Raw genomic sequence first — 25272 nt, 5'->3', positions numbered from 1 at the left:
CTCAGCGGGGCAGCCGGGGCACGCTGTCGATCAGCCGCCGGGTGTAGGGGTGTTCCGGCGCGCCCAGCACCCGTTCGGTGGGGCCCTGTTCGACCAGCCGGCCACGCTCGAGCACCGCGGTGCGCTCGCACAGCGAGGCGACCACGGACAGGTCGTGGCTGACCATGACGAGCGTGAGGTCGCGCTCCTGCTTCAGCTCCGCCAGCAGGTCGACGACCTTCACCCGGGTCGTGAGGTCGAGCGCGCTCACGGGTTCGTCCGCGAGCAGGACGCGCGGGTCGCACACGATGGCGCGGGCGATGGCGATGCGCTGGCGCTGGCCGCCGGAGAACTCGTGCGGGTAGCGGGCGGCGGCGTCGGCGGGCAGCCCGACCCGTTCCAGGGCGGCGGCCACCTTCGGCGCGGCGGTCGTACGGCTGTCCAGGCCGAGGGAGCGCAGCGGTTCGGCGACGATGGCGGCCACCCGGCGGCGCGGGTCCAGGGAGGAGTACGGGTCCTGGAAGACGCACTGCACGCCGCGCCGGAACCGGCGCAGCTGCTCCCGGTCGCGCGGGGCGAGGGGCGCGCCGTCGAAGCGGACCGTGCCGCCGGTGGGGCGGGCCAGCCCCAGCAGGAGCCGCAGCAGCGTCGTCTTCCCGGCGCCGGACTCGCCGACCAGCGCCAGCGACTGCCCCGGTTCGACGGCCAGGGACACGCCCTGGACGACGTCTGCGGTGGCGCCCCGGTAGCGGACGGCCACGTCGTCGAGTTCCAGTACGGGGGTCATCGGGCGCTCCTCAGGTCCAGGGCGGCCTCCAGCTTGCGGGCGCCGGCGACGAGCGTCCTGGTGTACTCGGCCGTGGGCGCGCCGATCACGTCCAGGACGGGGCCCTCCTCGACGGCCCGGCCGTCCTTCAGGACGAGGGCGCGGTCGGCGACCTTGGCGACGACGGCGAGGTCGTGGCTCACGAACAGCACGGCCATCGCGCGCTCGCGTACCAGGGTGTCGAGCAGGTCGAGCACCTCGGCCTGCACGGACACGTCGAGGGCGGTGGTGGGCTCGTCGGCGATGAGCAGGTCGGGTTCGCAGGCGAGGGCCATGGCGAGGGCGACGCGCTGGCGCTGGCCGCCGGAGATCTCGTGCGGGAAGGCGCGGGCGATCCGCCCGGGTTCGGGCAGCCGCACCCGGTCGAGGGCGTCCCCGACGGCGGCCCGCAGCTGCCGTCCCTTGAGGCCGGTGCGGCGGGCCAGCGGCTCGGCGATCTGACGTCCCACCCGCATCAGCGGGTCGAGGGCGGTCAGCGGTTCCTGGAAGACCACGGCCGCCCGGCGGCCGCGGACCGCCGTGAGCTGCTTCTCCGTAGCGCCGACGACCTGGGTGCCGGCCAGCTCCACGCTGCCCTCGGCGCGCATCCCGTCGGGCAGCAGGCCCAGCAGGGCGAGGGTGGTCAGGGACTTGCCGGAGCCGGACTCGCCGATCAGGCCGAGGCGTTCGCCCGCGTCGAGCCGGAAGGAGAGGCCGTCGACCAGGGTACGGCCGTCGGCGGTGCGCACGGTCAGGCCGTGTACGTCGAGGAGGGTCATGACCGCCTCTGCCGGGTCGCCGGGTCGAGGGTGTCGCGCAGTCCGTCGGCGATCAGGTTGACGCCGACGACGAGCAGGACCAGCAGGACGCCGGGGGCGAGCGCGCCGGCCGGGGCGGTGGTGAAGGTGGCCTGGGCCTCCTGGAGCATGCGCCCCCAGGAGGCGTTGGGCGGCGGCGCGCCGAGGCCCAGGTAGGAGAGCCCGGCCTCGGCCAGCACGGCGAGGCCGAACTGGAGGGCGAGGTTGACCACGAGGGTGGGCCAGATGTTGGGCAGCACGTGCCCGGCGACGGTGCGCGGCCAGGAGGTGCCCGAGGTGCGGGCGGCCGTGATGTAGTCCTGCGCGAGGACCCGTTTGACCAGGATCCGCACCAGCCGGGCGACGACCGCGCTCTGGGCCAGGCCGATGGCGAGCACGGCGGAGCCGAGGGTCGCCGAGCGGGCGGCGACCACGAGCATCGCCAGCAGCAGCGTCGGGAAGGCGATCAGGATATCGAGGAACGCGGCGAGGGTGTCGTCGAGCCATCCCTGCGCGAACGCGGCGAGCACGCCGAGGGTGACGCCGATCAGCGCGGCGGTCAGCACCGAGCCGAGGCCGGCCGCGACGGCGATCCGCGAGCCCGTCATCAGCTGGGTGAACAGGTCCCGGCCCAGTTTGTCGGTGCCGAGGAGATGTCCGCCGCCGGGACCGGCGAGCCGGCCGCCGGAGGTGTCGTCGGTGGCGTAGGGCAACCAGACCAGTGAGACGAGCGCGAGCAGCGCGATCAGGCCGGTGAGGGTGCACCCGGCGAGCAGGGTCGCCGAGCGGCGGCGGCCACCGCGGGCGGTCGTGGTGGCCGGGGCCTCGTCCAGGACGTCGGTCGTGGTCATCGGGTTCCTCCCGACAGCCGGCCGCGCAGTCGCGGGTCGATGATCCGCTGGACGAGGTCGGCGGCGAACCCGATCAGCAGCACCGCGAGGGTGGAGACGAACAGGACGCCCTGGATCACCGGGTAGTCGTGCTGGGCGATGCCGGTGGCGAGCAGCGAGCCGAGGCCGGGCAGCGCGTACACGGACTCCACCACGACCGCGCCGAGCAGGGTCGAGGCGAGTTCGATGCCGAGGACGGAGATCACCGGGACGGAGGCGTTGCGCAGCCCGTGCCGCCACATGGCGGCCGGGAAGGAGGCGCCGAGGGCGCGGGCGGTGCGCAGGTGGTCGCTGCCGAGGACGTCGAGGGTCGCCGAGCGGACGTAGCGGATCAGGGAGGCGCTCATGACCAGGGCGATGGTGACCACCGGCAGTACGAGGGAGCGCACGGCGTCGGCGGGCGCGGCCCAGCCGTCCTGCGGGAAGCCGCCGGACGGCAGCCAGCCGGCGTTCAGCGCGAACACCGCGATGAGGATCATGCCGAGCCAGAACACCGGCACCGCCATGCCCAGTTGGGAGATCCCGCTGAGCAGGGCGCCGTACCAGGTGTGCCGCTTGTGGGCGGCGACGAAACCGACGGGGACGGCGACGAGGACGGCCAGTACGAACGCGGCCAGCGTCAGCGGGACGGTGACGTCGAGGCGGGCGGTCACCTCGGGGCCGACCGGCAGCGAGCTGACGAAGGAGGTGCCGAGGTCGCCGCGTGCCAACTGCCCGAGCCAGTGCGTGAACTGCTCGGGCAGCGGCCGGTCGGAGCCGATCGAGTGGCGGGCCGCGGCGATCTGCTCCGGGCTCGCGCCCACCGAGGTGAGCGCGTTGGCCGGGTCGCCGGGCAGCAGGCGCAGCAGGACGAAGAGCACCACGCTCGCCAGCACCAGCGACACCAGCAGGAAGGCGAGGCGTCTGAGGAGGTAGCGCCCCATCAGTCCTTCTTCTTGATGTCGTAGGCGTAGAACTGGGAGTTCAGGCCGTTGAGCGGGTAGCCGGAGAGCTTGGTGCTCGCGACCACGATCTGCGGGTAGAGGTAGAGCCAGTCGCTGGCCGCGTCCTCGGCGGTCTGCCGGTTGACCTTCTTCAGCAGTTCGGTCTGGCGCGCGGTCGTGGTGGCCTCCTCGGCCTCCGCGACCCACTTGGTGACCTGCTTGTTGTCGTAGCCCCAGTAGAAGTCGGGGTTGCCGTACCAGACCAGGTCGCGGTCGTTGACGTGCTCCTGGAGCGTCGCCGTGAAGTCGTGGTTCTTGTAGACCTTGGTGTACCACTCGTCGGGCGTGATCGTGTTGATCCTGACGGTGATGCCCACCTTGGCGAGCTGCGCCTTGATGAAGGTCGCGGCCGTGGGGTGCGGGTCGTAGTTGGGGGTGTCGAGGGTGAAGGAGAAGCCCTTGGCGTAACCGGCCTCGGCGAGCAGCTTCTTGGCCTTGGTGACGTCGTGGGCGTTGACCTTGGTGAGGTCCTCGTACCAGGGGTCGGTGGGCGGCACCATCGAGCCGATGAGCTTGCCGTAGCCGCCCCAGACGGACTCCAGGAGCTTCTTGTCGTCGATGGCGGCGGAGACGGCCTGGCGCACCTTGACGTCGGTGAAGGGCTTGGCCTTGTCGTTGAAGGCCAGCAGCAGCTTGGTGGTGGAGTTGCCGTCGTTGACCTTGTAGCTCTGGTTGCTCTTGAACTGGTCGAGGGCGTCCGGCGACTGCTCGCTGGTGACCACGTCGACGGCGTTGGTCAGCAGGGCGTTGTTGGGGGCGGTCGCGTCCTTGAAGTAGTGGAAGACGACCTGCTTGTTGGCGGCCGCGTCGCCCCAGTAGCCGGCGAACCGGTTCAGGCTGAGCGCCGAGCCGCGCGTCCACTTGCCGAGCGTGTAGGGGCCGGTGCCGTCCTCGCTCGTCTTGAGGTTCTTCGCCTGGGAGTTGATGATCCAGACGTAGGAGAGGTTGTAGACGAAGGAGATCGAGCGCTGCGACAGGGTGACCTTGACGGTGTGCGCGTCGGGGGTGGCGATGTCCTTGACGACCTCCAGGTTGCTCTTGCGGGCCGACTGCGAGTCGTCGGCGAGCACCTTCTCGAGGCTGTACTTGACGTCGGCGCTGGTGAGTTCCCTGCCGCTGTGGAACTTCACGCCGCTGCGCAGGGTGAAGGTGTAGGTGAGGCCGTCGGCGCTGGTCGTGTAGTCCTTCGCGAGGAGCTTGTCGACCTTGCCGTCGTCGGTGAGGCGGAAGAGGCCTTCGTAGACGTTGCCGTTGAGGGCCTCGGTGACGCCCTGGCCGCCGCCCGCGGTGTTGTCGAGGTTCTGCGGCTCGTACAGGGAGCCGATGTTGACGGTGGCGTTCTTGTCCCAGGTGCCGCCGGAGCCGCCGGCCGCGGAACCCCCGCAGGCGGTGAGGACGAGCGCGAGGGTGGCGGTGGTCGCGGCGGCGTACAGGGCGGGCTTGTTCAGTCTCATGGCGTGTGGGTGCTTTCGTGCTGCGGTACGGGGAGGGGGCTGCGGGCGATCAGTGCTGCGCGAGGAAGCCGTCGCGGAAGACGGGGCGCTTCTCGCCGGCCTCGACGGCCAGGTGGAAGCGGTTCTGCCGCGGCGGCATCGGACAGTTGTACTGATCGGAGAATCCGCAGGGCGGCACGAAGGCCCGGTTGAAGTCGAGGACGACCCGGCCCTCGTCGGCGGTGCGCTCGACGAACAGGAAGCGGCCGGCGCCGTAGGTGGTGTCCCCGTTGGTGGGGTCACCGAAGACGAGCAGCAGGGTGCCGTCGTCGTCGAAGGCGCTGAGGGTGTACGCGCGGCCGTCGACGGTGAGCGTGATGTCGCCGGGGACGACCAGGTCGCGGCTGCCGCCGTTGTCCCGGATGTGCTCGAAGGCGATCCGGCGGGCGCCCGGCACCGGCGTGTAGGCGGCCTCCAGGACCCAGGCGGGGTCGTACGGGAAGGTGTCGACACCCTCGAAGTGGCGGATGGCGGGCGCGTCCGCGTCCCAGAAGCGCAGGCCGTGCTCGGGTTCGCCGGTGACGAGATCGGTGCGGCTCAGCGTGGTGACCGCCACGGTGGCGGGCTGCCCGGCGCGGGCGGCCTCGGCGTCGGCGGGCTCGCCGGCCGGCAGCCAGCGGGTCTCCACGAGGGCGAGGTTGCCGGTCGGCGCGGTCAGCGCGCGCAGGCGCCCCGCACACCAGGCCTCCCACTCCTGCCGGGGGTCGACGGGGGCCGGGGAGGCGGAGGAGTGGGACACGGCGTACTCATTCGGCTAGCAGGGAGGATCGCCACGGAATGTCATTGCATGGCCAAAGCATGTACTTTATCCACCATAAGATCGCCTAATGTCAAACAGCCGTCTCGGTGTCTGAGACGGCTGCTGGACGAGATGAGCGACGGCTACCGGACGACGTGAGGCGGGGCCACGCGGGCCCCGCTCGGGAACGGCGAAGGGCTCAGCCCTGACGGCGCTCGGCCACGCCCTCGGACACCGGTGCCGCCGCGGCGGCCTGGGCCGTGACCACCTTCGAGGCGCGGCCGCCCCGGTCGAGGACGCCGCCGGTGACGGCCAGCGCCAGGCCCGCCATGGCGAGGGCGGCGCCGACCAGGTTGGGGGCGGCCCAGCCCCAGCCCGCCGAGATGACCAGGCCGCCGAGCCACGCACCGGCCGCGTTGGCCAGGTTGAAGGCGGAGTGGTTGGAGGCCGCCGCCATGGTCGGGGCCTCCTTCGCGTTGATCATCAGCAGCATCTGGACGGGCGTGGTGATGAGCGCGCCCATCGCACCGATGAAGGTGACCGTGATCAGGGCCGGGACCGTGCTGTGCACGGTGAAGTAGAACGTCACCAGACCGGCCGCCAGCAGGGTGATCCCGGCGTACAGCGTCGGGCGCAGGGCACGGTCGGTGAGGGGGCCCGCGAGCAGGGTGCCGACGGTCATGCCGACGCCGTAGAGGGCGAGGACGACGGTGGTCGAGGCGTCGGAGATGCCCGTCAGGTGCGTCAGCATGGGCACGAGGTAGCTGTAGACGGCGAAGAAGCCGCCGAAACCCACGACGGCGGTGGCCAGTCCGATGAAGACCTGCCGGTTGCCCATCGCGCGCAGTTCCTGCCGGATGCCCGCCTGCGGGCCGCGCGGCTGGTGCGGGACGAGGAGGGCGAGCGCCGCCAGCGCCACCAGACCGATGACGGCGACCGCGCAGTAGGCGTACCGCCACCCCAGGTGCTGCCCGAGGGCGGTGCCCGCGGGGACGCCGACGATGTTGGCGATGGTGAGGCCGAGGAAGACCTGGGAGACGGCGCGGGCCGCCCGCTCTGGAGCCACCAGGGAGGAGGCGACGACCGCGCCCACGCCGAACAGCGCGCCGTGCGGCAGTCCCGCGAGGAAGCGGGCGGCGAACAGGAGGCCGAAGTTCGGAGCGAGCGCCGACGCCGTGTTGCCGACCACGAACAGCCCGGTGAGCAGGAGCAGCAGCCGCTTGTGGGGCACCCGGGCGCCGATGCCGGTCAGCACGGGAGCGCCGACCACGACACCGAGGGCATAGGCGGAGACGAGGTTGCCGGCGCCCGGCACGGACACCCCGACGCCGTCCGCGATCTGGGGCAGCAGCCCCATGGTGGCGAACTCGGTGGTGCCGATGCCGAACGTGACGACGGCAAGGGCCAGCAGAGCCAGAGGCATGGTGAGCGGGGAGACCTTTCGAAAGAGCGGTCGGGGGGCGGGAACCGGGGACGGGGACGCGGCGGACGGAGGTGTTCCGGCCTTCCGCGGCCGGCCGCGCCGGGCACCGTTGCCCAGCAGACCCCAAGAACGTTGCAGCGAGATGACACGAGTACGCATTCCTGGATCGCCGCCCGCGGCCAGGTGAGCTGCGTCACTCCGAACGGGGCCACGAGCCGGCGCGCCCGTCAGTTTGCGAGTGGCGCGGACGCGGTCCGGGCCGCGCGCATCCGGTCCGCGCGGGGGGGGGGCCGCCGGAAGCGGGTCGCCGTGCGGTGCGGGCAGGCCGTACAGCGCGTGAAGACGCCGGCGGACCGGTTCGGCCGGGAACTGGTCGCCGTAGACGGCCATCTTGAAGATCACGCCTCCGGCGGACGCCGCGAGGCGGCGCCGCCGGAGGCCGGTTCAGGCTGCCTGTCGGTGATCAGTCGACCGTGTAGCAGCGGATGACGATGTGCCCGTCCTCCTCCCTGGCGAGTCCGACGAAGACCGTCCGGGCGAGCCACAGGTGCGCGGGCGCGTCGGTGCGGAAGACCGGCGCGGTCCGGAAGTAACTCCCGGCCTCGGCGAGCCTGACGTCCCCGTCGTACAGGTCCGACGTGTCGCAGCCCTCGTGGTAGTAGCCGCGGTTGACGATGTCGACGACGGCTCCGTCGTCGGCGCGCAGCAGATAACGGGCCTCCAGTTCGCAGACCGTGCCCCGGGTGCTGGACCAGTCACCGCCGCCGGCCAGCACGGTGCCGTTCAGCCGGGGGCCCCGGACGGTGCCGCCGGTGATGGGCGTGAACTCGGTCCGCTCGCCGTCGCCGTGCCCGATGTGCAGGGCGGGCGCGACCTCGGCGCGGATCTCGAACGCGTAGGAGAGGGAGGGGGTGACGGTCATGGGGTGGTTCCGTTCTGGGAGGTCCGGCGGACGGGCTTCCAGCCCTGGCGCGGTACGGAGTCCAGCAGGCGGCGGGTGTAGGGGTGTCCGGGCTCGGTCAGGACGGCGGTGGCCGGGCCTCGTTCGACGACCCGGCCCCGGTGCATCACCAGCACGTCGTCGCACACATGGCGGACCACACCCAGGTCGTGGGTGATGAACAGGTAGGCCACCTCGGTGCGCCGGCGGATGTCGGCGAGCAGGGTGAGGATCTGTGCCTGCACGGAGACGTCGAGCGCGGCCACCGCCTCGTCGAGGATGAGCACCCGGGGCTGGACGGCGAGGGCCCGGGCGATGGCCACCCGCTGCCGCTGTCCGCCCGACAGCGCGCGGGGCAGCACCCCGGCGTGCCGTTCGTCGAGGCCGACCTGGCCTAGCAGTTCGGCGACCCGCCCCTCCAGTGCCGTACCGCGCAGGCCGGTGTGGAGGGCCAGGACCTCGGCCAGTCCCGCGCCCACCTGCTGCCGGCGGTCGAGGGAGGAGTAGGGGTCCTGGAAGACCATCTGCACCTCACGCGCGAAACGGATCCGTTCGGCGTGGCGCGCCCTGCGGCCGGGGCGGTCGCGGCTCCCGACGAGGACGGTGCCGGAGGTGGGCTCCTCCAGTCCGGCGATGATCCGCGCGGTGGTGGTCTTGCCGGAGCCGGACTCTCCGACGACGGCCAGCGCGGCGCCGGGCGCGAGGTCGAGGTCGACACCGTCGACGGCCGTGAGGTCGCCGAAGGCCTTGTGCAGCCCGCTCACCCGCAGGACGGGCCCGGGAGGTGCGTCAGTCATGGGTGTCACTCCTGTCGCCCGAGCGGACCACGGCGCCAGGGGTCTCGGGGAAGTGGCAGGCGACCAGGCTGTCCTCGGCCCACCGGGGCGCGGGACGCTCGGTGCGGCAGACCTCCTGGGTGTGCGCGCAGCGGGCGGCGAACGGGCAGCCGGGCGGTGCCTCGAAGGCCGACAGCGGCCGGCCTGGGACCGCCCGGAGGCTCTGGGCGGTGTCGGCCGGGTCGGGGCGGGAGGCCAGCAGGGCCCGGGTGTAGGGGTGCCGGGCCTCGCCGTACAGGTGGGCCGCGGGCAGTTCCTCGGCCACCGTGCCCGCGTACATCACCGCGACCCGGTCGCAGACGGCCGCGGCGAGCGGCAGGTCGTGGGTGATGAACAGCATGGCGAGGCCGCGTTCGGCCCGTGCCTCCGCGATGATCGCCATCACCTCGGACTGGGTGGTGACGTCGAGGGCGGTGGTGGGCTCGTCGGCGAGCAGCAGCCGGGGCTCGCCCGCCAGCGCGGCGGCGATCATGACGCGTTGCAGCAGTCCGCCGGAGAGTTCCGGTGGGCGTCGGCGCATCCGGCGGGCCGCGTCGGGGATGCCGACCTCGCGCAGCAGGGCGGTGACCGTGGCCTCGGCCGCCCTGGGGTGGACACCGCGGGCGGTGACCAGGGCTTCGGTGAGGAAGTCACCGATGGTGCGGACGGGGTTGATGTGGGCGCGCGGGTCCTGGAAGACCATCGCGACGTCCCGGCTGCGCAGCCGGCGCAGTTCGGCGGCCCCGGCCCGGGTGATGTCCCGGCCGTCCAGGCGGACCTCGCCGGTGACGTCGGCGCCGCGCGGCAGCAGCCGCAGGATCGCGCGGGCGGTCATGGACTTGCCCGACCCGGACTCCCCCACCAGGCCGACGGCGGCACCGGCGGGCACGGTGAGGTCGACGCGGTGGATGACCGTGCGGTGCGTGCCCCGGACGGGCAGGGTGACGGACAGGTTCTCCACGGACAGCAGGGGCGGGGTCATCGGTCCTCTCCCAGGAGCCGTCGGGACAGGGCGCCGCCCAGCAGGTTGCAGGCAATCACGAAGACGACGACCACCGCGCCCGCGTACAGGGACTGTTCGGCGCGGCCGGCGAGGATGCCGCTGGAGCCGTTCGCGACCATCAGTCCCCATTCCGCGGTGGGCGGCTGGGCGCCGAGGCCGATGAAGGAGAACGCGGCGACGTCCAGCAGGGCGTACCCGAAGGAGGTCGCCACCTGGGCGAGGACCAGGGGCAGCAGATTGGGTGTCAGATGGCGCAGGCAGATCCGCCACCCCGGGATGCCGAGCATGCGCAGCGCCGCCACGTAGGGCAGGGAGCGTTCGCGCAGGGCCGCGGTGCGCACGACGCGTCCGATGTAGGGGAGGTAGGCGAGGGACAGGGTGAGGACGGCGACGCGCAGCCCGGCGCCGAAGACGGCCGCGGCCACCACCGCCAGCACCAGGCCGGGAAATCCGAAGAGCACGTCCAGGAAGGCCGAGACGGCCCGGTCGGTCCAGCCGCCGAACCAGGCGGCGGTGACCGCGAGCGCGGTGCCCGCCACCCCCGCGGTCACCGTGACGACGGCGGGGGCCAGCAGGCTGGGCCGGGCGCCGTACAGGATCCGGGAGAGGATGTCCCGTCCGGTGTCGTCGGTGCCGAGCCAGTGCGCCGCGGAGGCGGACCGGAAGACGGCCGTGGGGTCGACCGCGTCGGGGTCGTACGGGGCGAGCAGCGGGGCGAACACGGCGGCCACGACGGCCAGCGCGACGACGGCGCCCGCGACCACGAGCACGCCCTGGCCCCGCGCGAGCCTGGCCGGCCGGGTACCGCGGACGGCGGCCCGGGCGGACGCGGCGATCTGCTGGGCACTCATGCGGAGTCCTTCAGGGAGACCCGGGAGTCGAGGGCCGCGGCGGCCACGTCGACGAGGGTGTTGACGGTGACGAAGACGACGACGGTGATCAGGGCGAGGGCCTGCACCACGGCGAGGTCCTGTTTGGCGGCGCTCTGGACGAGCAGGGCACCGACGCCGTTGATCCCGAAGGCCTGCTCGACGATGGCGCAGCCGGCGATCAGGCCGGCGACGGCGACCCCGGAGACGGACAGCAGCGGTCCGGCGGCGTTGCGCAGCACGTGCTTGCGCACCACGAACCGCTCGGGGACGCCACGGGAACGCGCCGTCTCCACGTGTTCGGAGGCGAGTTCGGTGCGCACCGCCTGCCGGGTCACCTGGGCGACGTAGGCGACCCAGGCGGTGGCCAGGGCGACGGCCGGCAGGGTGAGGTGTTCGAGGCGGCCGGTGAACCCGGTGCCGGCTCCGTAGGCCGGGAGCCAGCCCCACCGGACGGACAGCCACCAGATCAGCAGGACCGACATCACGAAGGTGGGGACGGCCATCAGCGCGGTCGTCACGACGGTCACCAGGGTGTCGCCGACGCCGCCGCGCAGCGCCGCGAAGGTGCCGAGGCCGATGCCGGGGACGACGATGAGCACCGCCGCGTACGCCACGAGGAACGCGGTGTTGCCGATCCGTTCGGTGATCAGCCCGGTGACGGAGTCCTTGTAGGTGAGGGACTGGCCCGCGTCGCCGTGCAGGAGGCCGGTGAGCCAGCGCCAGTACCCCTGGAAGAAGGGGTCGTCGAGGTGGTACTGGCGGTGGATCTCGGCGAGGAGGCGGGGGCTCGGCGGTTTGCCGCCGCCGATCAGCAGGGTGGCCGGGTCGCCGGGGGCGATGAACAGGGCGCCGTAGACGGCGATGCTGGCGACGAACGCGGTCACCACCAGCATCGCGGCGCGCCGGGCGACGAACCGCCCGATCACGAGGCGTCCTCGCCGGTGCCGCCGAGGTAGGCCGCCCAGGGCATGTTGATGTAGGCGAAGGAGGCGGGCGCCCCGCTCAGCCGCTTGTTGAGGAACATCCGCTCGTAGGGGACGGCGATCGGCACGATCGGCAGGTCCTCGGTGTACAGGGCCTGGGCCTCGGTGAACAGGGCCGCGGACGCGTCGGCGTCCAGGGTGGCCCGGGCCTTCGCCAGCAGGGCCGTCACCTTGGGGTTGTCGTAGCGGATCCAGTTCATCGGGGAGGCGGGCAGGGTGAACAGCTCGGCGTACGACAGCGGGTCGGGCAGTTCGACGTAGCCCAGGGCCATGGTGGCGTCGAGTCCCTTGCGCAGGGAGGAGTCGTAGAACAGGCCGGACATCTGGGTGGGTTGCAGCTGCCTGATGACGATCTTCAGGCCGATCTTCGCGGCGCCGGCCTGGAGGAAGGTCAGGGTCTGCAGGGACTGCTGGTCGCCGGCGCCGATGGCCACGGTGACGGTGGTCCGCTTCGGGGCGGCGGCCTTGACCAGGTTCTTCGCCTTGGCGATGTCCTGTGCCGGTACCGCGGGCAGGGCGTCGTACCCCTTGGCGTAGACGTCGGCGGCGGCGCCGTTCTTCCAGACGAAGGAGGGGATGAAGGTCTTCTCCTTGCGGGCGGCGCCGTCGAAGACGTTGCGCACCAAGGCGTCCCGGTCGAGGACGAGGGAGAGGGCCCGGGTGATCCGGGGGTCGGCGAGGGGTGAGGAGGGGCCGGTGGGCGCGACGAACACGGTCTGCGCGGAAGGGCCGTAGTAGAGGGTGCCCGTGCCGGACGAGCCGAGGGCCTTGGCGACGGTGGAGGGGATCTCGTAGCTGCCGTCGATCTGCCCGGACAGCAGGGCGCTGGTGAGGGTGCCGGCGTCGGTGACGAACGTGAAGGTGAGCCGCTTGGCCTTGGGGCGCAGTGCGGTGTCCCAGTAGGCGGTGTTGCGTTCGGCGGTGATGGACTCGCCGGCCTTCCAACTGGTCAGCCTGAAGGGGCCGGTGCACATCAGGCCGCCACGGGCGGTGCCGTAGGAGGTGCCGGCCTGCTTGGTGTACGACGCCTCGCTGACCGCGCCGAAGCCGCCCGCGAGGTACTTGAGGAACAGCTCGTCCGGGGTCTTGAAGCGGACCGTCACCTGGTGGGCACCGGTGGCGCGGATCGACGCGACACTGGCGAGGACCTGGGTGTTGACGCTCTGGGTGGCGGCGAGGCCCTGTCGTCGCAGGCTGTAGACGACGTCCTGCGCGGTCATCGGTGTGCCGTCCCAGAACTTCACGTCGTCACGCAGGTCGAGGACGAGGGTGCGGTCGTCCGGGCGGTGCCAGGCGGTGGCGAGTCCGGGGCCGATGGAGTAGTCGCTCCTCAGCCGCAGCAGCGGGTCGCAGAGGTTGGCCTCGACGGTGTTCGGCGAGTAGTCGCCGACCTTGGCCGGGTCGAGGGTGGTCGGCTCCCCCAGGGGCAGGTTCCAGGTGACGTCGTCGAGGGTGCCGGACGCCGTCGGCGTCATGCTGGTCAGTTTCAGGGACTTGGCGCCGCTCGGGGAGCCGCCGCTGTCCGGGCTGCACGCGGTGGTGAGCGTGAGGACGGTGGCCAGGACGGTCAGGGCGAGCGGGGTTCTGGGCACGTGCATGGGTGGGCTCCTGGAGAAAAAGGGGGGCGGCCTGGGCCTCGAAGTGCGGCCGGGCGCACGGTGGTTCAGCTGAGGGCCGTGACCGTCAGGCGGGAGGGACGGGCGCCGCCGGTGCGCAGCGTCTGGATGCCCGGCTTCGCGGCGTGGGCCGTCCACGGGTTGGTGCCGTCACCGGGGCAGGGCAGGTACATGGGGTAGTCGCTGCTGGTGAGCAACAGGCCGAGGCGGTGCCCCGGGCGCAGCCGGTAGCCGGTGTGGCCGCACTCGATCCGGACCTCGCGGGCGCTGTCGCGGCCGTGGACCGAGACCTGTCCGCGGACGACCAGCCGTGCCGTGCCGTCGGGGGCGAGGTCCAGCACCTTCGCGTACACGTCGAACACCTCGGTGGTGCCCGCCAGTCGAAGGTCCAGCGTGACGGGTCCGGCGAGGTCCAGAGGTGCGGTGAGGGCCGGGCCGGTGAAGACGAGCACGTCCTCGCGGTCGGCCAGGTGACCGATGTCGGGGTGCTGACGCAGGTAGGCGAAGGAGTCCGGGACCAGGGACGGGACCAGGTCGTCGGGGTCGTACCGCCACTGGACGGTGTCCTCGGTGTGCTGGGGCTCGGCGGTGAGGGTGCCACCGGGGCGCGGTCCGGTCGCGGGGGCCGGGTCGGCGAGGAAGAAGGTCCGCTCACGGCTGTCCGGTGGCGGCCAGCTGGACGTGGTCCGCCAGTCGGCGTGCCCCAGTTCCCAGGTCACCTTCCGCAGTGCGGAGACCGGGCGGACGCCCTTGAGGAAGACGTCGAAGAAGTCGAGGGCGGGGCCGGCGTACGAGGGGAGCATCCGCCGCAGTGCCGTCTCGCTGGTGGCGTGGTCGGTCTCCTCGGTCACCGGCGCGAGGTCCAGGCCGTAGTTCTCGTGGTCGATGGCGCCGGCCCACAGGTACTGGACGGCGTCCCAGCCGGGCCGGGAGGCGAGTTCCAGGTAGTCCTTCATGTGCGGGACGCCGATGTTGTCGTACCAGCCGACGCAGTGCAGCACGGGGACCGGCCGGGCGTCGAAGGGGTGGCGGCCGAGGGCGTGCAGGATGTCCGTGTGGCGCGGGGCCAGCAGGTCGAACCAGGCCGAGCGGGCGCCGATCGCCGTGAACGCCTGCTCGATCTGGTCGAGGGCCGGGCGGACGCGCCGGTCCGGCTCGTAGTCGTACACGTCGTTGTCGATCCAGTGGTGGGCGTAGTACTCGGTGCCCTCCACCCACACCGGACGGCCGACGCCGTCCTCGGCGGTCACCGGGTCCAGGCCGGACATCGCGTTGAAGTCGACGGTGGTGACGCGCGGGACGATCGCGCGCAGGGCGGGGTGCTGCGCGGCGACCGCGGCCCATTGTGTGAAGCCGTAGTAGGAGTCGCCGAACATGCCGACGATCCCGTCCGACCAGGGCTGGTGGGTGATCCACTCGATGGTGTCGTAGCCGTCGTCCGGCTCGCGCAGGAACGGCAGCGTGCGGCCGCCGGAGCGGAACTTGCCGCGCACGTCCTGGACGACCAGGGCGTAGCCGCGGTCGTTGAACAGCGGCGCCAGCCTGTCGAGGAAGACGTAGCGGCTGTTCTTGTCGTACGGCAGCCGGACCAGGACCGCGGGCAGCGCCCGGTCCGCCGGCCCGTCGGGCAGGTAGACGTCGGTGGCCAGGTACGTCCCGTCGCGCATGCGCACCGAGTGCGTCAGGGCGTGTTCGGGGACGGGGGCGGGACCGGTCCGTGCGAAGCGAAGGCTCATGGATGTCCTCCCGAAGGGGGGCTCCGGGCAGAGGTGTCCCCCGGAGGGGTGGTGGCGCCGGAGACGGAGATACAACGTCGTCATGTAACGTCGTTGTATGACAACATTGCAGCTCCATGTAAACGGGGTCAACCCTCTGCGTTAAGGTCAGCGACATGCCGATCGAGGTAGACGAGGCGAAGCGGCTCGACGAGATCGCCGCCGCCACCATCCAGGTCGCCCGGGAGCGGGGCGTCCGCTCGGTCACCATCCGGGCCGTCGCCGCCCAGCTCGGCGGCTCGACGGCGATGGTCACCAACTACGTGCCCAACCGCGCCGCCCTGATGCTCAACGCGCTGCGCCGGGCCGAGGAGAGCTGGGGCGCCGACATGGCCGACGCCCTGGAGGGGTTCACCGGCGAGGCGCGCCTGGAAGCCGCGCTGAAGTGGATGTGCACCACCGAACCCGACGACGAGGTGCTGCGCCGGCTGCTGATGGAGATCGCCAGCGAGGGGCCCGCCGCGGACCCGGGGATCGAGGAGATCCGCCGCGTCACCTCGCGCCGCTACCGCGACGACTTCCAGGCACTGGCGGCCGAGGCGGGCCTGCCCGACACCGCGCTGGCCGCGGACGTCATGCACCTGCTGATGCGGGGCTACTGGCTCACCACGCTGGAGGATCCCGGCGAGTGGCCCGAGGAGCGCGCGGTCCGCACCGTCCTGGCCGTGACCGCGTTGCTGCGCGGCGCACCGAGGGCCGACCGGTAGCACGAGGGACACGGGCCCCCGCGGAGTATCACCGGACCACCCGCGCCGGGAGGGCTTGACAGCCGGGACGGCCCGACCTCAGGCTGACCCGGAGATAAAACGCCGTTGTACAACGCGTCCCGGCCCGCCTTCCACGTCCGGCGCGACGGCCCCTCCCACCCCCACCAGCTCCCGTGCCGCCCGGCGGCACGGCCCGCCCGTGAAGGTGCACTCCCATGCCCAACACCACCCGCCCCACCGAGCCGTGGCAGTTCTCCGCGACCGAGCTGGCCCGGGCGATCCGCGACCGCGACCTGTCCGCCGTCGAGGCGGTGACCTCGTGCCTGGCGCGCATCGATGCGGTCAACCCGCGGCTCAACGCCCTGGTCGAGGTGCGCCCCGAGGAGGCGCTGGCGCAGGCCCGGCAGGCCGACGACCGGCTGGCCGCGGGCGGCACGCCGGGCCCGCTGCACGGCGTGCCCGTCTCCATCAAGATCAACACGGATCAGCGGGGCTACGCCACCAGCAACGGCGTGCCCGCCCTGGCGCACCGGCCGGCCGAGGGCGACGCGGCCTGTGTGACGGCGTTGCGCGAGGCCGGCGCGACTCCGCTCGGCCGCAGCAACTCCCCCGCCTTCTCGTTCCGCTGGTTCTCCACCAACGATTTGCACGGCCGCACCCTCAACCCCTGGGACGCCGGCCGCACCCCCGGCGGCTCCAGCGGCGGAGCCGCGAGCGGCCTGGCGGCGGGCATGGTCCCGCTGGCCCAGGGGAACGACATCGGCGGGTCCATCCGGTTCCCCGCCGCCTGCTGCGGGGTGGTCGGGGTCCGGCCCACCGTCGGCCGGGTGTCGGACTGGGCCCCGCCCGCCTACGCCGACACGCCCGCGGGCCCGGTACAGCTGGATTTCCCGCCCACCGTCCAACTGTGCGCGGTACAGGGACCGTTGGCGCGGACCGTGGCCGACGCCCGGCTCGCCCTGGGCGTCATGACCACCCCGGACCTGCGGGACCCGGCCGGTGTCCCGGCGGTTCCGGGCCGGCCCCGGCCGGCCGGTCCGGTCCGGGTCGGCCTGGTGCGCGGGATCGGCACCGTCGCCAACCACCCCGCCGTCGACCGCGCCCTGGACCGGGCGGCGGCGCACCTCGCGGACGCCGGGTACGAGGTCGAGGAACTCGACGGCATGCCGCTGCTCGCGGAGGCGGCACGGCTGTGGGCGCTGCTGCTCACGGAGGACGTACGGCTCATCCTGCCCATGGTCGAGGCGATCGGCGGCGCCGACATCAACACCGCCCTGCGCGGCCACTTCGCGGCGGCCGCCGCGCTCTGGGGGGAGCGTCCCGACCTGCCCGCGTACATCAACGGCTGGGCCCGGCGCGCCACCCTCGTCACCAGGCTCCAGGAACTCCTGGGCGGTGACCGGCTGTTGCTCACCCCGGTGTGCGCGGAGCCGGCCTTCGAACAGGACGCCGACATCACCGACCCGAAGCGGGCCGTGGAGCTGCATCCGGCGATGTGGCCGATGACGTCGATCCCGGTGCTCGGTTTCCCCGCGGTGAGCGTGCCGGCCCACCTGGAGGACGGACTGCCCTACGGCGTGCAGCTGGTCGGGGGCCGGTTCGAGGAGGACCTGGTGCTCGACGCCGCACAGGCCGTCGAGGACCGGGCCGCGCTGCCGCCGCTCTGGGCCTGAGCCGTCGGGCGCGGCCGGGCGCCGGTCAGCCTTCCCCGCTCCCCAGCGCGTACAGCCGCGGCAGGTTGACGACGATCGCCTCCTGGGTGCTGCGGGCGATGACGACCACCGCCTCCTCGGCGGGGTCGGGGTTCTCCTCGCGGTGCGGCACGAACGGCGGTACGAAGATGTAGTCGCCGGGCTCGGTGCGCAGCCGGACCTCCTCGGACTTGGGGCCCGAATCGTCGACGAAGACGAACTCGGGGTGGCCGCTGACCACGTAGATCGCGGTCTCCGACGCCCCGTGGTGGTGGTCGGAGGAGGAGGTGGCCGGGGCGACATGGGTCTGGCCCATCCACAGCTTCTCCGAGCCCACCGTCCGCCCGCTGACGGCGGCGAACCGGCGCATGCCACCGCTCTGGGCGGTGTCCCCGTCCAGGGCGTCGGCTCGGATGTGGTGCAGGCGCGTGCGCAGGCTGGTTCCCGCGGGGTCGACGGTGTCGCCGAGGTGGGGGTGGAAGCCTTCGCCGGGTGTCGTGGGCGGCTCGCTCATGGGTCGGACGCTAAGGGCGTCCCAAAAAGGATGTCAAGAGGTGTCCATTGTGGTTCACCTGCGGCAATGTTCCCGCAACACGGAAACGAGAGGGATGCGGACACCGGCTGGCGCGCCTCCTTCGGGCATCATGTGCGTATGCATATCTCCGCGAAGGCGGACTACGCCACCCGGGCCCTGCTGGAACTGGCCCGCGAACCCGGCCGCCCCCTGACGTGCGAGGCCATCGCCTCCTCGCAGCAGATCCCGTTCCGCTTCCTGAAGTCCGTGGTGGGCGAGTTGCGCAAGGCAGGCCTGGTGCGCAGCCAGCGCGGCTGCGAGGGCGGCTACTGGCTCGGCCGGCCCGCCGACGACATCACGCTCCTGGAGGTCGCCCGCGCCGTGGACGGCGAGCTGATCACCCTGCGGGGCGAGACGCTGACCGGCCTGGACTATCCGGGACCCGCCGCCGGGCTGCCCTCCGTGTGGCGCCGGATCGAGGCGGACGCCGCGGCCGTGCTGGGCGCCACCACACTGACCTCGCTGCTGCCCGGGCACACGGCGGCGCGGCCGGCCCGGACGGGCGCCGCGTGACGGCGAGCCCGGACCACACGCCGGTCGAAGTCGTCGAGTACACCGATCCGTTGTGTCCGTGGGCCTGGGGTTCGGAGCCCGTCTTCCGCGGGCTGCGGGAGGCGCTCGGCGGCCGGGTCAGGTGGCGCCGCGTGTACTGCATCCTCTTCGACCACGACGACGACCCGGCCCCGGACCCGGCCGCCGAGACCGCCTGGTACACGCGCTACGTCGAGGACATCAGCGGGCACACCAGGGCGCCCCGGCCGTACCGGCTGAGCCGGGTGGCGGCGAGTTCCTGGCCCGCCTCACTGGTCGCCAAGGCCGCCGAGGCACAGGGGCCGGAGGTGGCCGAACGGGTGCTGCGGCGGCTGCGGGAGAGCGTCTTCGTCCTCGGTGAGCCCGCGGACTCGGCCGCGCTCGCGCTCGGCGTCGTCCAGGGCGTGCCGGGCCTCGACGTGGACCGGCTGGCGCGTGACGCGGCGTCGGACGACGTGCTGCACAAGGTGGCCGAGGACCGGGCCGAGGCGCGGCGTCCGGTCCGTGCGGTGCTGTCCGTGCGCGCCGCCTCGCCGCACCCGGGCGGGGCCAAGGAGACACCTGACGGCGGGCACCGGTACGCGCTGCCGACGCTGCTCGTGCGCTCCGCCGCCGGCGTGCGCGCGGTGCCGGGCTGGCGGCCGTACGAGGAGTACGCGGCGGCGCTCGACGCCCTCGGGGCCGGGCTGTTGGAGCACTCCGCGCGGCCGTCTGCCGAGACGGCGCTGACCCGCCATCGTTCCCTGACGGAACCGGAGTTGACGCTCCTGACGGACGGCGGGCAGTCGCCCGGGACGGCGGTCCGGATCGACACCGCGGGCGGCCCGCTGTGGCTGCACCCCGAGGAGGCCGTGACCCATCCGGTGACCCGGTCCGGTCCGGGCGCCGCCCGCTGACGCGCCTCTGAGCTGCGGTCGGAGGCCGTCCCGCCGAATGAGACACCTTTTGGTGTCCATTGACAGCCGCCGAGCACCGGCCGCAGGATGTGCAGCATGCTTACGACGCACCCCGGTGTGGTGTGCCGCTACGTGGACCTGCGGCGCACCTGTAGCGCCCTCTGTCGTTGACCGTCCGCCGTCCACGGTCCACGGGCGTCTGACCTGACCGGCCTTCGCCGGCCGGCGCCCGCCGTTCCCCGCCGTGCTCCCGGCGTTCCGCCGCCCTTCCTCCGCACGCGTTTCGGCCTTCGCCCACGCATCCGCCGACCGCTCACGCCCTGAGCCCGGCCTGCCCCGGTGCGGATCGCCGCCGCACGGCCGCGTCCCGGTCCGGCACCGCCGCCGACCGGTGCCCCGGTACGCCTCCCCATGTCCCGAGCCCGTCGCCCCGCCCGGCCACGCCCTCGAAGAAAGAACTCAGATGCCCGGACGTCCCACGCCCCAGCACCTCGGACCCGCCTTCCGCCCCCGGCTGCGCGCCGCCGCCCTGGGCACCGTCCTCACCACCCTGCTCGCCCCGGCCCTCAGCGCCTGCGGCGGCGACTCCGCCGCCGCGGGCGGCAGCGCCACACTCAAGTGGGCCTCCTCCTACTTCCCCGCCCACTGGGACCCGGTGGTCGGCGGCAGCGGCGCCCAGTTCCGTGAACTCGCCCTGGTCTACGCGTCGTTGACGAAGACCGACGAGAAGGGCGATGCCGTGCCCGACCTGGCGAAGAGCTGGCAGTACAACGCCAAGGGCGACGAGATCACCTTCCATCTGCGCCCGGGCCTCAAGTTCAGCGACGGCGAGCCGGTGAACGCCGCCGCCGTGAAGGCCGCCGTCGAACGGGCCAAGAGCCAGAAGAACTCCGCGCTGTTCGGCGACCTCACCTCCGTCAGGTCGGTGGACGCCAAGGGGCTCGACGCGGTCGTGCACCTCACCCAGGTCGACTACCAGATCCCTCAGCTGTTCGGTGAGCGCGTGCTGCAGATCGCCAGCCCCAAGGCGGCGAAGTCGCCGGACGAGCTGGACCGGAACCCGGTCGGCGCGGGCCCGTTCACCGTCACCCAGATCGTCCCGGGCACCAAGGCGGTCCTGAAGAAGAACCCGGACTACTGGGACGCCAAGAACATCCACATCGACAACGTCGAGCTGACCTCCGCCCCCGACGCCTCCACGGTGGTCTCGGGCCTCCAGACCGGCGTCTACAACTTCGCCGACATCGCCCCCAGCCAGGCGAAGGCCGCGAAGAAGGCCGGCCTCGACGTGTTCGTGCAGCCCGGCTTCAACGCCTCCAACATCAGTCTCAACGTCAACAAGGCGCCCTTCGACGACGACAGGGTCGTGGACGCGGTCCGCTACGCGATCAACCGTCAGGAGTTCGTCGACAAGCTGACGTTCGGCTACGGCGAGACGACCGACCAGCCGTTCCCGAAGGGTTATGTGGCCTACGATCCCAAGTCGGCCGACACCTATCCCTACGACCCGGCGAAGTCCAGGAAGCTGCTCGCCGAAGCCGGTCACAAGTCCGGGGACATCAAGCTGAACCTGGTCATCCCGGCCGAGGACCCGCAGGCGGAGATCGTCCAGTCGCAGCTGGCGAAGGTCGGCATCACCGTCACCATCAAGATCGACAAGAACTGGGCGACCCCGTTCTTCGCGAAGAACCTGACGTTCTCGCTGTACGGGACGACGGGCCGGGACTCCGCTCTCCAGACGCTCACCGCGCACTTCGGTCCCAACGGCCCGCTCAACCTCAGCTCGCCGTACGAGCCGGCGGGGTTCGAGGCGGCCGTCGCCAAGGTCCGGAGGACCCCGCTGGACTCCCCCGACTACGCCGAGGTCCTCCAGGCGGCGACCCGGGCCGGCCTCGCGAGCAAGGCGCTGGTCTTCACGTACTCGCAGCCCAACCTGATCGCCAAGAGCAGGTCCGTCTCCGCGCTGCCGAAGAACCCGGCGCACATCGACTGGACCGGCGTCACCATCGGCGGCAACTGACCACCCGCCGTCCGTACCCGAGAGGGGGCACCCCATGACGACGACTCAGGCACCGGCGGCGACCGGTGCGGGTCGCAGGGCCGCCGCGGCCAGGACGCGGCACACACTCGGCCGCATCCTGGCCACCCTCGCCCGGTCGACCGGGATCTTCGTGCCGGTCTTCCTGGTCGCGACGTTCGTGACGTTCGCGCTGCGCTCGCTCAGCGGGCTCAGCCCGGCACGGATCCAGCTGGGCGAGGACGCGACACCCGAGGCGATCGCCCGCGTCGAGGCGCAGTGGGGCCTCGACCGGCCGTTCCTCGTGCAGTACGGCCACTGGTTCGAGGGCGTGCTGCACGGACAGCTCGGCACCAGCTGGACCAACGGCGCCGACATCTCCACCCTGATCGGACTCGGTCTCGGGGTGAGCCTGTCGGTGGCGACCTTCGCCCTGGTGATCGGCGTGGTGGTGGGCTTCGCCCTCGGCACGGTGGCGGCCCTGCGCCGTACGACATGGGTGGACCGGACCGTCACCGGGCTGGTCACGCTGATCTCCGTGATGCCGGCCTTCGTCGTCGGGATCGTGCTCGTCGCGGTCTTCGCGGTCGGGCTCGGGCTCTTCCCGTCGGCCGGCTACGTCCCGGCCGCGCAGGGCGCCGGACCGTGGCTGGCCCACATCACACTCCCGGCGATCGCGCTGAGCTTCGACGTGATCGCCGACGTGGCCCGGCAGTTGCGGACCAGCCTGATCGCGGCCTACCGCGAGAACTACGTGACGGGCGCGCTGGTACGGGGGCTGAGTCCGCGCCGGATCTTCTTCCGGCACGTGCTGCGCAACGGTCTCGGGCCCGCGCTCGCCACCCTGGGGCTGAAGTTCCCGGCCCTGGTGGGCGCGTCGGTCGTCACGGAGTGGATCTTCGGGCTCCAGGGCTTCGGGCGGTTCGCCAACGACTCGGCGCAGGCCGGTGACGTACCGGCCGTCCAGGGCGTCCTCGTCGTCTCGATCGTCCTGGTCGTGCTGTTCAACCTGCTCGTCAATCTCGTGCTGGCGCGGGTCACGCCCGCGTCGCAGAGGGGGGTGTGACCCGTGGTGCGCCGTGTCCTCGCCCTGCCGTCCGGCAGGATCGCCGTGGCCGTCCTCACCGTGATCGCGCTGCTCGCCGTCCTCGGTCCGCTGATCGCCCCGCAGAACCCGCTGGCGACCAGCGACGACACGCTGGCCGCGGCGTCCGGAGCGCACTGGCTGGGCACCGACTACCTGGGGCGGGACGTGTTCAGCCGGCTCCTGGACGGCTCCCGGGTCAGCGTGCTCGGTTCGCTGGAGGTGGCACTGACCGCGCTGGTGGTCGGGGTGCTGCCGGGCATCCTGTCCGTGCAGCTCGGCCGGGCCTTCGAGTGGATCACGCTGCGGCTCACCGACACCCTGGTCGCGCTGCCGTTCCTGCTGTTCGCGGTCGCCGTGGTGGCCCTGCTCGGCAACGGCATCACCCAGGCGATGCTGGTGACCGGGGTGCTGGTGTCACCGCTGTTCTACCGGGTGTCGCGGGCCGCCACGCTGGCCGTGGCCCGCTCGCAGTACGTCGAGGCCGCGCTGATCTCGGGCGCCTCGGTGGGCTGGGTGGTCCGCAGGCACCTGTGGGTCAAGGTGCTGCCGCCCATCGCGGTGGCCCTCGCCCAGACCGTCGGCGTCGGCTTCGTGATCGTGTCGAGCCTGACGTTCCTCGGCATCGGTGTGCAGCCGCCGGCGCCCACCTGGGGCGGGCTGCTCGCCTCCGACCTCGGCTACCTCGGCCAGCAGCCGTGGGCGCCGTTCACCCCGGCGCTGCTGATCGTGGTCACCGTGTGGGCCTGCAACGTGCTCGCCGACGCCGTCCGGGACGTCTCCGGCGAAGCGGGCCGGGCACTCCTCAACAACCGCCGGGCCCGCCGCAACCGCCTCGACCAGGCCGGCCCCGCTCCCGCCGGAGGTGTGTCATGAACGACCCGTCGTCACGGACGCTGCTCGCCGAGACGGGCGGGACGGCCAGGAACGACAAGGCCGAACGGTCGCGTCCCCGGGACCCGGCCGCCGCACCGGCGCCCGTGCTCGCCGTCCGTGACGTGCGGATCGGGGACCGGGCCGCCGGACGGGAGATCGTGCACGGGGTGAGCTTCACCCTCACGCCCGGCCGGGCGGTGGGGATCGTCGGCGAGTCGGGCAGCGGAAAGACCCTCACCTGCCGGGCCGCGCTGGGCATCCTGCCCGCCCACTTCGAGGTGACCGGCGGCACGGTCGAGATCGAGGGCCGCGACATCACCGGGCTCACCCCCGCCCAGTGGACCGCCCTGCGGGGCGCCACGATCAGCGCCGTCTTCCAGGACCCGGCCTCCTACCTCAACCCCTCGATCACGGTGGGCGCCCAGGTCGCCGAGGTCGTCCGGGTCAAGAAGGGCGTCCGGCGGCGCGAGGCGCGCCGGCAGGCCGTGGAGCTGCTGCGCGACCTGCACCTGAGGGACCCGGAGCTGGTCTACGGCCAGTACCCGCACGAACTCTCCGGCGGCATGCTGCAACGCGTGCTGATCGCCGCCGCGATCGCCGCCGGCCCCCGGATCCTGATCGCCGACGAGGCCACCACCGCGCTCGACGTCACCGTCCAGGCCGAGATCCTCGACCTGCTGGCCGATCTGCGCGAACGGACCGGGCTGGCCCTGGTGGTGGTCTCCCACGACCTGGCCGTCGTCGCCCAGCTGTGCGACGAGGTGCTCGTGCTGCGGCAGGGCGAGGTCGTCGAGCACGGCCCGACCCGGGAGGTGCTGCACCACCCCCGGCACGAGTACACCCGGCTGCTGATCGCCGAGCACGAGCAGTACGGCCTGGACAGGTTCCGCACCCCCGAGGAGGACACGTGAGCACCGGACCCACCGCCTCGGCGGCCGCCGGACCGGTCCTGGACATCCGGGATCTGGAGGTCGGCTACGGGCCGCGCCGCCGGCGCCACCGCGCCCTGCACGGGGTGTCCCTGAGCGTCGCGCCGGGCGAGACGGTCGGCGTCATCGGCGAGACCGGCTCCGGCAAGTCCACCCTCGCCAGGGCCGCGCTCGGCCTGGTCCGCGCCACGGCCGGGTCGGTCGTCGTGGACGGCGAGGACGTCACGTCGTACGGCAGCCGCCAGTGGCGCGCGCTGCGCCGCCGGGGCGTGGTGCAGTACGTCTTCCAGGACCCGCTGCGCAGCCTCGACCCCGACCTCACCGTCGAGGCGTCCCTCGCCGAACCCCTGCTGATCCGGGGCGGCTCACGCGAAGAGGCCGCCACCCGGATCCGGGCCTTCCTGCCCCGCGTCCGGCTCACCGAGGACCTGCTCGACCGGCTACCGGGCGAACTCTCCGGCGGCCAGCGGCAACGGGTCGCGGTGGCCCGGGCCCTGGTCACCGAACCGCGGCTGGTCATCCTGGACGAGCCGGTCAGCGCGCTGGACTCGGCCAACCGGGTGCAGATCCTGGAGATCCTCAAGGAACTCCGAGCCGAGGGAACGGCGTTGGTGTTCATCTCGCACGACCTGGGCTCCGTCGCCGGGGTCGCCGACCGCATCGCGGTGCTGTACCGGGGCGAGCTGGTCGAACTCGGCACCGCCCGCGAGGTGATCAACGCGCCGCGGCACCCGTACACACGGCTGCTGGTCGGCTCCGCGCCCACGCTGCACGGCGCGCCGGCCGACCGGGCCGAACGCGAGGCGCTGCGTGCCCTGTTGCACGCCTGAGTCCTTCCGCCCGAGACATCCCGC

Annotated in this window: 24 protein-coding genes; 9 read left to right on the top strand and 15 right to left on the bottom strand. The window is 72.6% G+C overall.

Annotation, left to right across the window (positions count from 1 at the left end):
• Position 1: 1 nt before the first annotated feature.
• The 14 genes from MB828_RS32500 to MB828_RS32435 form a co-directional block, all read right to left on the bottom strand.
• Positions 2-766 (bottom strand): ABC transporter ATP-binding protein, encoded by a 765-nt coding sequence (locus tag MB828_RS32500; protein ID WP_133024122.1) that lies wholly within the window; start codon positions 764-766, stop codon positions 2-4.
• Positions 763-1563 (bottom strand): ATP-binding cassette domain-containing protein, encoded by an 801-nt coding sequence (locus tag MB828_RS32495; RefSeq protein ID WP_301651306.1) that lies wholly within the window; start codon positions 1561-1563, stop codon positions 763-765. The genes MB828_RS32500 and MB828_RS32495 overlap by 4 nt, the downstream gene beginning before the upstream one ends.
• Complete coding sequence (locus MB828_RS32490) at positions 1560-2432, bottom strand: ABC transporter permease (protein WP_301651305.1); 873 nt, start codon at positions 2430-2432, stop codon at positions 1560-1562. Before MB828_RS32490 ends, MB828_RS32495 begins: the two co-directional genes overlap by 4 nt.
• Positions 2429-3394: an ABC transporter permease gene (locus MB828_RS32485; protein WP_301651304.1), complete on the bottom strand. Its 966-nt coding sequence runs from the start codon at positions 3392-3394 to the stop codon at positions 2429-2431. Before MB828_RS32485 ends, MB828_RS32490 begins: the two co-directional genes overlap by 4 nt.
• Positions 3394-4908, bottom strand: a complete 1515-nt coding sequence (locus MB828_RS32480; protein WP_301651303.1) for an ABC transporter substrate-binding protein — start codon at positions 4906-4908, stop codon at positions 3394-3396. The genes MB828_RS32485 and MB828_RS32480 overlap by 1 nt, the downstream gene beginning before the upstream one ends.
• Positions 4909-4957: 49 nt before the next feature.
• Positions 4958-5686 carry a DUF1684 domain-containing protein gene (locus tag MB828_RS32475; protein WP_301651302.1) on the bottom strand — a complete coding sequence of 243 codons (729 nt, stop codon included), beginning with the start codon at positions 5684-5686 and terminating at the stop codon, positions 4958-4960.
• Between the two features lie 199 nt (positions 5687-5885).
• Positions 5886-7109, bottom strand: a complete 1224-nt coding sequence (locus tag MB828_RS32470) for an MFS transporter (RefSeq protein WP_301651301.1) — start codon at positions 7107-7109, stop codon at positions 5886-5888.
• 463 nt (positions 7110-7572) lie between these two features.
• On the bottom strand, positions 7573-8031 hold the full coding sequence (locus tag MB828_RS32465; protein ID WP_301651300.1) for a DUF3237 domain-containing protein: 459 nt from the start codon (positions 8029-8031) through the stop codon (positions 7573-7575).
• Complete coding sequence (locus tag MB828_RS32460) at positions 8028-8846, bottom strand: ABC transporter ATP-binding protein (RefSeq protein WP_301651299.1); 819 nt, start codon at positions 8844-8846, stop codon at positions 8028-8030. The genes MB828_RS32465 and MB828_RS32460 overlap by 4 nt, the downstream gene beginning before the upstream one ends.
• Positions 8839-9846 (bottom strand): ABC transporter ATP-binding protein, encoded by a 1008-nt coding sequence (locus MB828_RS32455; RefSeq protein WP_301651298.1) that lies wholly within the window; start codon positions 9844-9846, stop codon positions 8839-8841. Before MB828_RS32455 ends, MB828_RS32460 begins: the two co-directional genes overlap by 8 nt.
• Positions 9843-10718 carry an ABC transporter permease gene (locus tag MB828_RS32450; RefSeq protein WP_301651297.1) on the bottom strand — a complete coding sequence of 292 codons (876 nt, stop codon included), beginning with the start codon at positions 10716-10718 and terminating at the stop codon, positions 9843-9845. Before MB828_RS32450 ends, MB828_RS32455 begins: the two co-directional genes overlap by 4 nt.
• On the bottom strand, positions 10715-11665 hold the full coding sequence (locus MB828_RS32445; RefSeq protein WP_301651296.1) for an ABC transporter permease: 951 nt from the start codon (positions 11663-11665) through the stop codon (positions 10715-10717). Before MB828_RS32445 ends, MB828_RS32450 begins: the two co-directional genes overlap by 4 nt.
• Positions 11662-13320, bottom strand: a complete 1659-nt coding sequence (locus MB828_RS32440) for an ABC transporter substrate-binding protein (protein WP_301651295.1) — start codon at positions 13318-13320, stop codon at positions 11662-11664. The genes MB828_RS32445 and MB828_RS32440 overlap by 4 nt, the downstream gene beginning before the upstream one ends.
• Before the next feature lie 65 nt (positions 13321-13385).
• Positions 13386-15074 carry a CocE/NonD family hydrolase gene (locus tag MB828_RS32435; RefSeq protein WP_301651294.1) on the bottom strand — a complete coding sequence of 563 codons (1689 nt, stop codon included), beginning with the start codon at positions 15072-15074 and terminating at the stop codon, positions 13386-13388.
• Between the two features lie 155 nt (positions 15075-15229).
• Here MB828_RS32435 and MB828_RS32430 point away from each other — a divergent pair, with 155 nt between their 5' ends.
• Positions 15230-15820 carry a TetR/AcrR family transcriptional regulator gene (locus MB828_RS32430; protein ID WP_301651293.1) on the top strand — a complete coding sequence of 197 codons (591 nt, stop codon included), beginning with the start codon at positions 15230-15232 and terminating at the stop codon, positions 15818-15820.
• A 215-nt stretch (positions 15821-16035) separates the two neighbouring features.
• The gene (locus MB828_RS32425) at positions 16036-17493 is read left to right on the top strand and encodes an amidase (RefSeq protein ID WP_301651292.1); all 1458 of its coding nucleotides are present in this window, start codon (positions 16036-16038) and stop codon (positions 17491-17493) included.
• A 25-nt stretch (positions 17494-17518) separates the two neighbouring features.
• On the opposite strand, the gene MB828_RS32420 is transcribed toward MB828_RS32425, so the two are convergent.
• Positions 17519-18025, bottom strand: a complete 507-nt coding sequence (locus tag MB828_RS32420; protein WP_301651291.1) for a cupin domain-containing protein — start codon at positions 18023-18025, stop codon at positions 17519-17521.
• A 138-nt stretch (positions 18026-18163) separates the two neighbouring features.
• Between MB828_RS32420 and MB828_RS32415 the strand changes: the two genes are divergently transcribed.
• The 7 genes from MB828_RS32415 to MB828_RS32385 all read left to right on the top strand — a co-directional run bounded on the left by MB828_RS32415 (position 18164) and on the right by MB828_RS32385 (position 25248).
• Entirely contained in the window at positions 18164-18598 is a 435-nt protein-coding gene (locus MB828_RS32415) for an RrF2 family transcriptional regulator (RefSeq protein WP_301651290.1), read from the top strand.
• The gene (locus MB828_RS32410; RefSeq protein WP_301651289.1) at positions 18595-19512 is read left to right on the top strand and encodes a DsbA family oxidoreductase; all 918 of its coding nucleotides are present in this window, start codon (positions 18595-18597) and stop codon (positions 19510-19512) included. Before MB828_RS32415 ends, MB828_RS32410 begins: the two co-directional genes overlap by 4 nt.
• A 463-nt stretch (positions 19513-19975) precedes the next feature.
• On the top strand, positions 19976-21532 hold the full coding sequence (locus tag MB828_RS32405; protein ID WP_301651288.1) for an ABC transporter substrate-binding protein: 1557 nt from the start codon (positions 19976-19978) through the stop codon (positions 21530-21532).
• Between the two features lie 34 nt (positions 21533-21566).
• Positions 21567-22595: an ABC transporter permease gene (locus MB828_RS32400; protein WP_301651287.1), complete on the top strand. Its 1029-nt coding sequence runs from the start codon at positions 21567-21569 to the stop codon at positions 22593-22595.
• 3 nt (positions 22596-22598) lie between these two features.
• The gene (locus tag MB828_RS32395) at positions 22599-23489 is read left to right on the top strand and encodes an ABC transporter permease (protein ID WP_301651286.1); all 891 of its coding nucleotides are present in this window, start codon (positions 22599-22601) and stop codon (positions 23487-23489) included.
• Complete coding sequence (locus tag MB828_RS32390) at positions 23486-24400, top strand: ABC transporter ATP-binding protein (protein WP_301651285.1); 915 nt, start codon at positions 23486-23488, stop codon at positions 24398-24400. The genes MB828_RS32395 and MB828_RS32390 overlap by 4 nt, the downstream gene beginning before the upstream one ends.
• A complete protein-coding gene (locus MB828_RS32385; protein WP_301651284.1) occupies positions 24397-25248 on the top strand; it encodes an ABC transporter ATP-binding protein in 852 nt (283 codons plus the stop codon). The genes MB828_RS32390 and MB828_RS32385 overlap by 4 nt, the downstream gene beginning before the upstream one ends.
• Positions 25249-25272: the final 24 nt, after the last annotated feature.

It is taken from the genome of Streptomyces arenae, from assembly GCF_022343545.1.
Classification (GTDB): domain Bacteria; phylum Actinomycetota; class Actinomycetes; order Streptomycetales; family Streptomycetaceae; genus Streptomyces; species Streptomyces humi.
This window is presented reverse-complemented; position numbering and strand designations above follow the sequence as displayed.

Coding starts and splice junctions, on each gene's coding strand:
- MB828_RS32485 (WP_301651304.1), bottom strand. CDS start 3,394: ATGGGGCGCTACCTCCTCAGACGCCTCGCCTTCCTGCTGGTGTCGCTG.
- MB828_RS32480 (WP_301651303.1), bottom strand. CDS start 4,908: ATGAGACTGAACAAGCCCGCCCTGTACGCCGCCGCGACCACCGCCACC.
- MB828_RS32420 (WP_301651291.1), bottom strand. CDS start 18,025: ATGAGCGAGCCGCCCACGACACCCGGCGAAGGCTTCCACCCCCACCTC.
- MB828_RS32435 (WP_301651294.1), bottom strand. CDS start 15,074: ATGAGCCTTCGCTTCGCACGGACCGGTCCCGCCCCCGTCCCCGAACAC.
- MB828_RS32415 (WP_301651290.1), top strand. CDS start 18,164: ATGCATATCTCCGCGAAGGCGGACTACGCCACCCGGGCCCTGCTGGAA.
- MB828_RS32490 (WP_301651305.1), bottom strand. CDS start 2,432: ATGACCACGACCGACGTCCTGGACGAGGCCCCGGCCACCACGACCGCC.
- MB828_RS32440 (WP_301651295.1), bottom strand. CDS start 13,320: ATGCACGTGCCCAGAACCCCGCTCGCCCTGACCGTCCTGGCCACCGTC.
- MB828_RS32425 (WP_301651292.1), top strand. CDS start 16,036: ATGCCCAACACCACCCGCCCCACCGAGCCGTGGCAGTTCTCCGCGACC.
- MB828_RS32455 (WP_301651298.1), bottom strand. CDS start 9,846: ATGACCCCGCCCCTGCTGTCCGTGGAGAACCTGTCCGTCACCCTGCCC.
- MB828_RS32460 (WP_301651299.1), bottom strand. CDS start 8,846: ATGACTGACGCACCTCCCGGGCCCGTCCTGCGGGTGAGCGGGCTGCAC.
- MB828_RS32405 (WP_301651288.1), top strand. CDS start 19,976: ATGCCCGGACGTCCCACGCCCCAGCACCTCGGACCCGCCTTCCGCCCC.
- MB828_RS32390 (WP_301651285.1), top strand. CDS start 23,486: ATGAACGACCCGTCGTCACGGACGCTGCTCGCCGAGACGGGCGGGACG.
- MB828_RS32470 (WP_301651301.1), bottom strand. CDS start 7,109: ATGCCTCTGGCTCTGCTGGCCCTTGCCGTCGTCACGTTCGGCATCGGC.
- MB828_RS32400 (WP_301651287.1), top strand. CDS start 21,567: ATGACGACGACTCAGGCACCGGCGGCGACCGGTGCGGGTCGCAGGGCC.
- MB828_RS32450 (WP_301651297.1), bottom strand. CDS start 10,718: ATGAGTGCCCAGCAGATCGCCGCGTCCGCCCGGGCCGCCGTCCGCGGT.
- MB828_RS32430 (WP_301651293.1), top strand. CDS start 15,230: ATGCCGATCGAGGTAGACGAGGCGAAGCGGCTCGACGAGATCGCCGCC.
- MB828_RS32500 (WP_133024122.1), bottom strand. CDS start 766: ATGACCCCCGTACTGGAACTCGACGACGTGGCCGTCCGCTACCGGGGC.
- MB828_RS32465 (WP_301651300.1), bottom strand. CDS start 8,031: ATGACCGTCACCCCCTCCCTCTCCTACGCGTTCGAGATCCGCGCCGAG.
- MB828_RS32495 (WP_301651306.1), bottom strand. CDS start 1,563: ATGACCCTCCTCGACGTACACGGCCTGACCGTGCGCACCGCCGACGGC.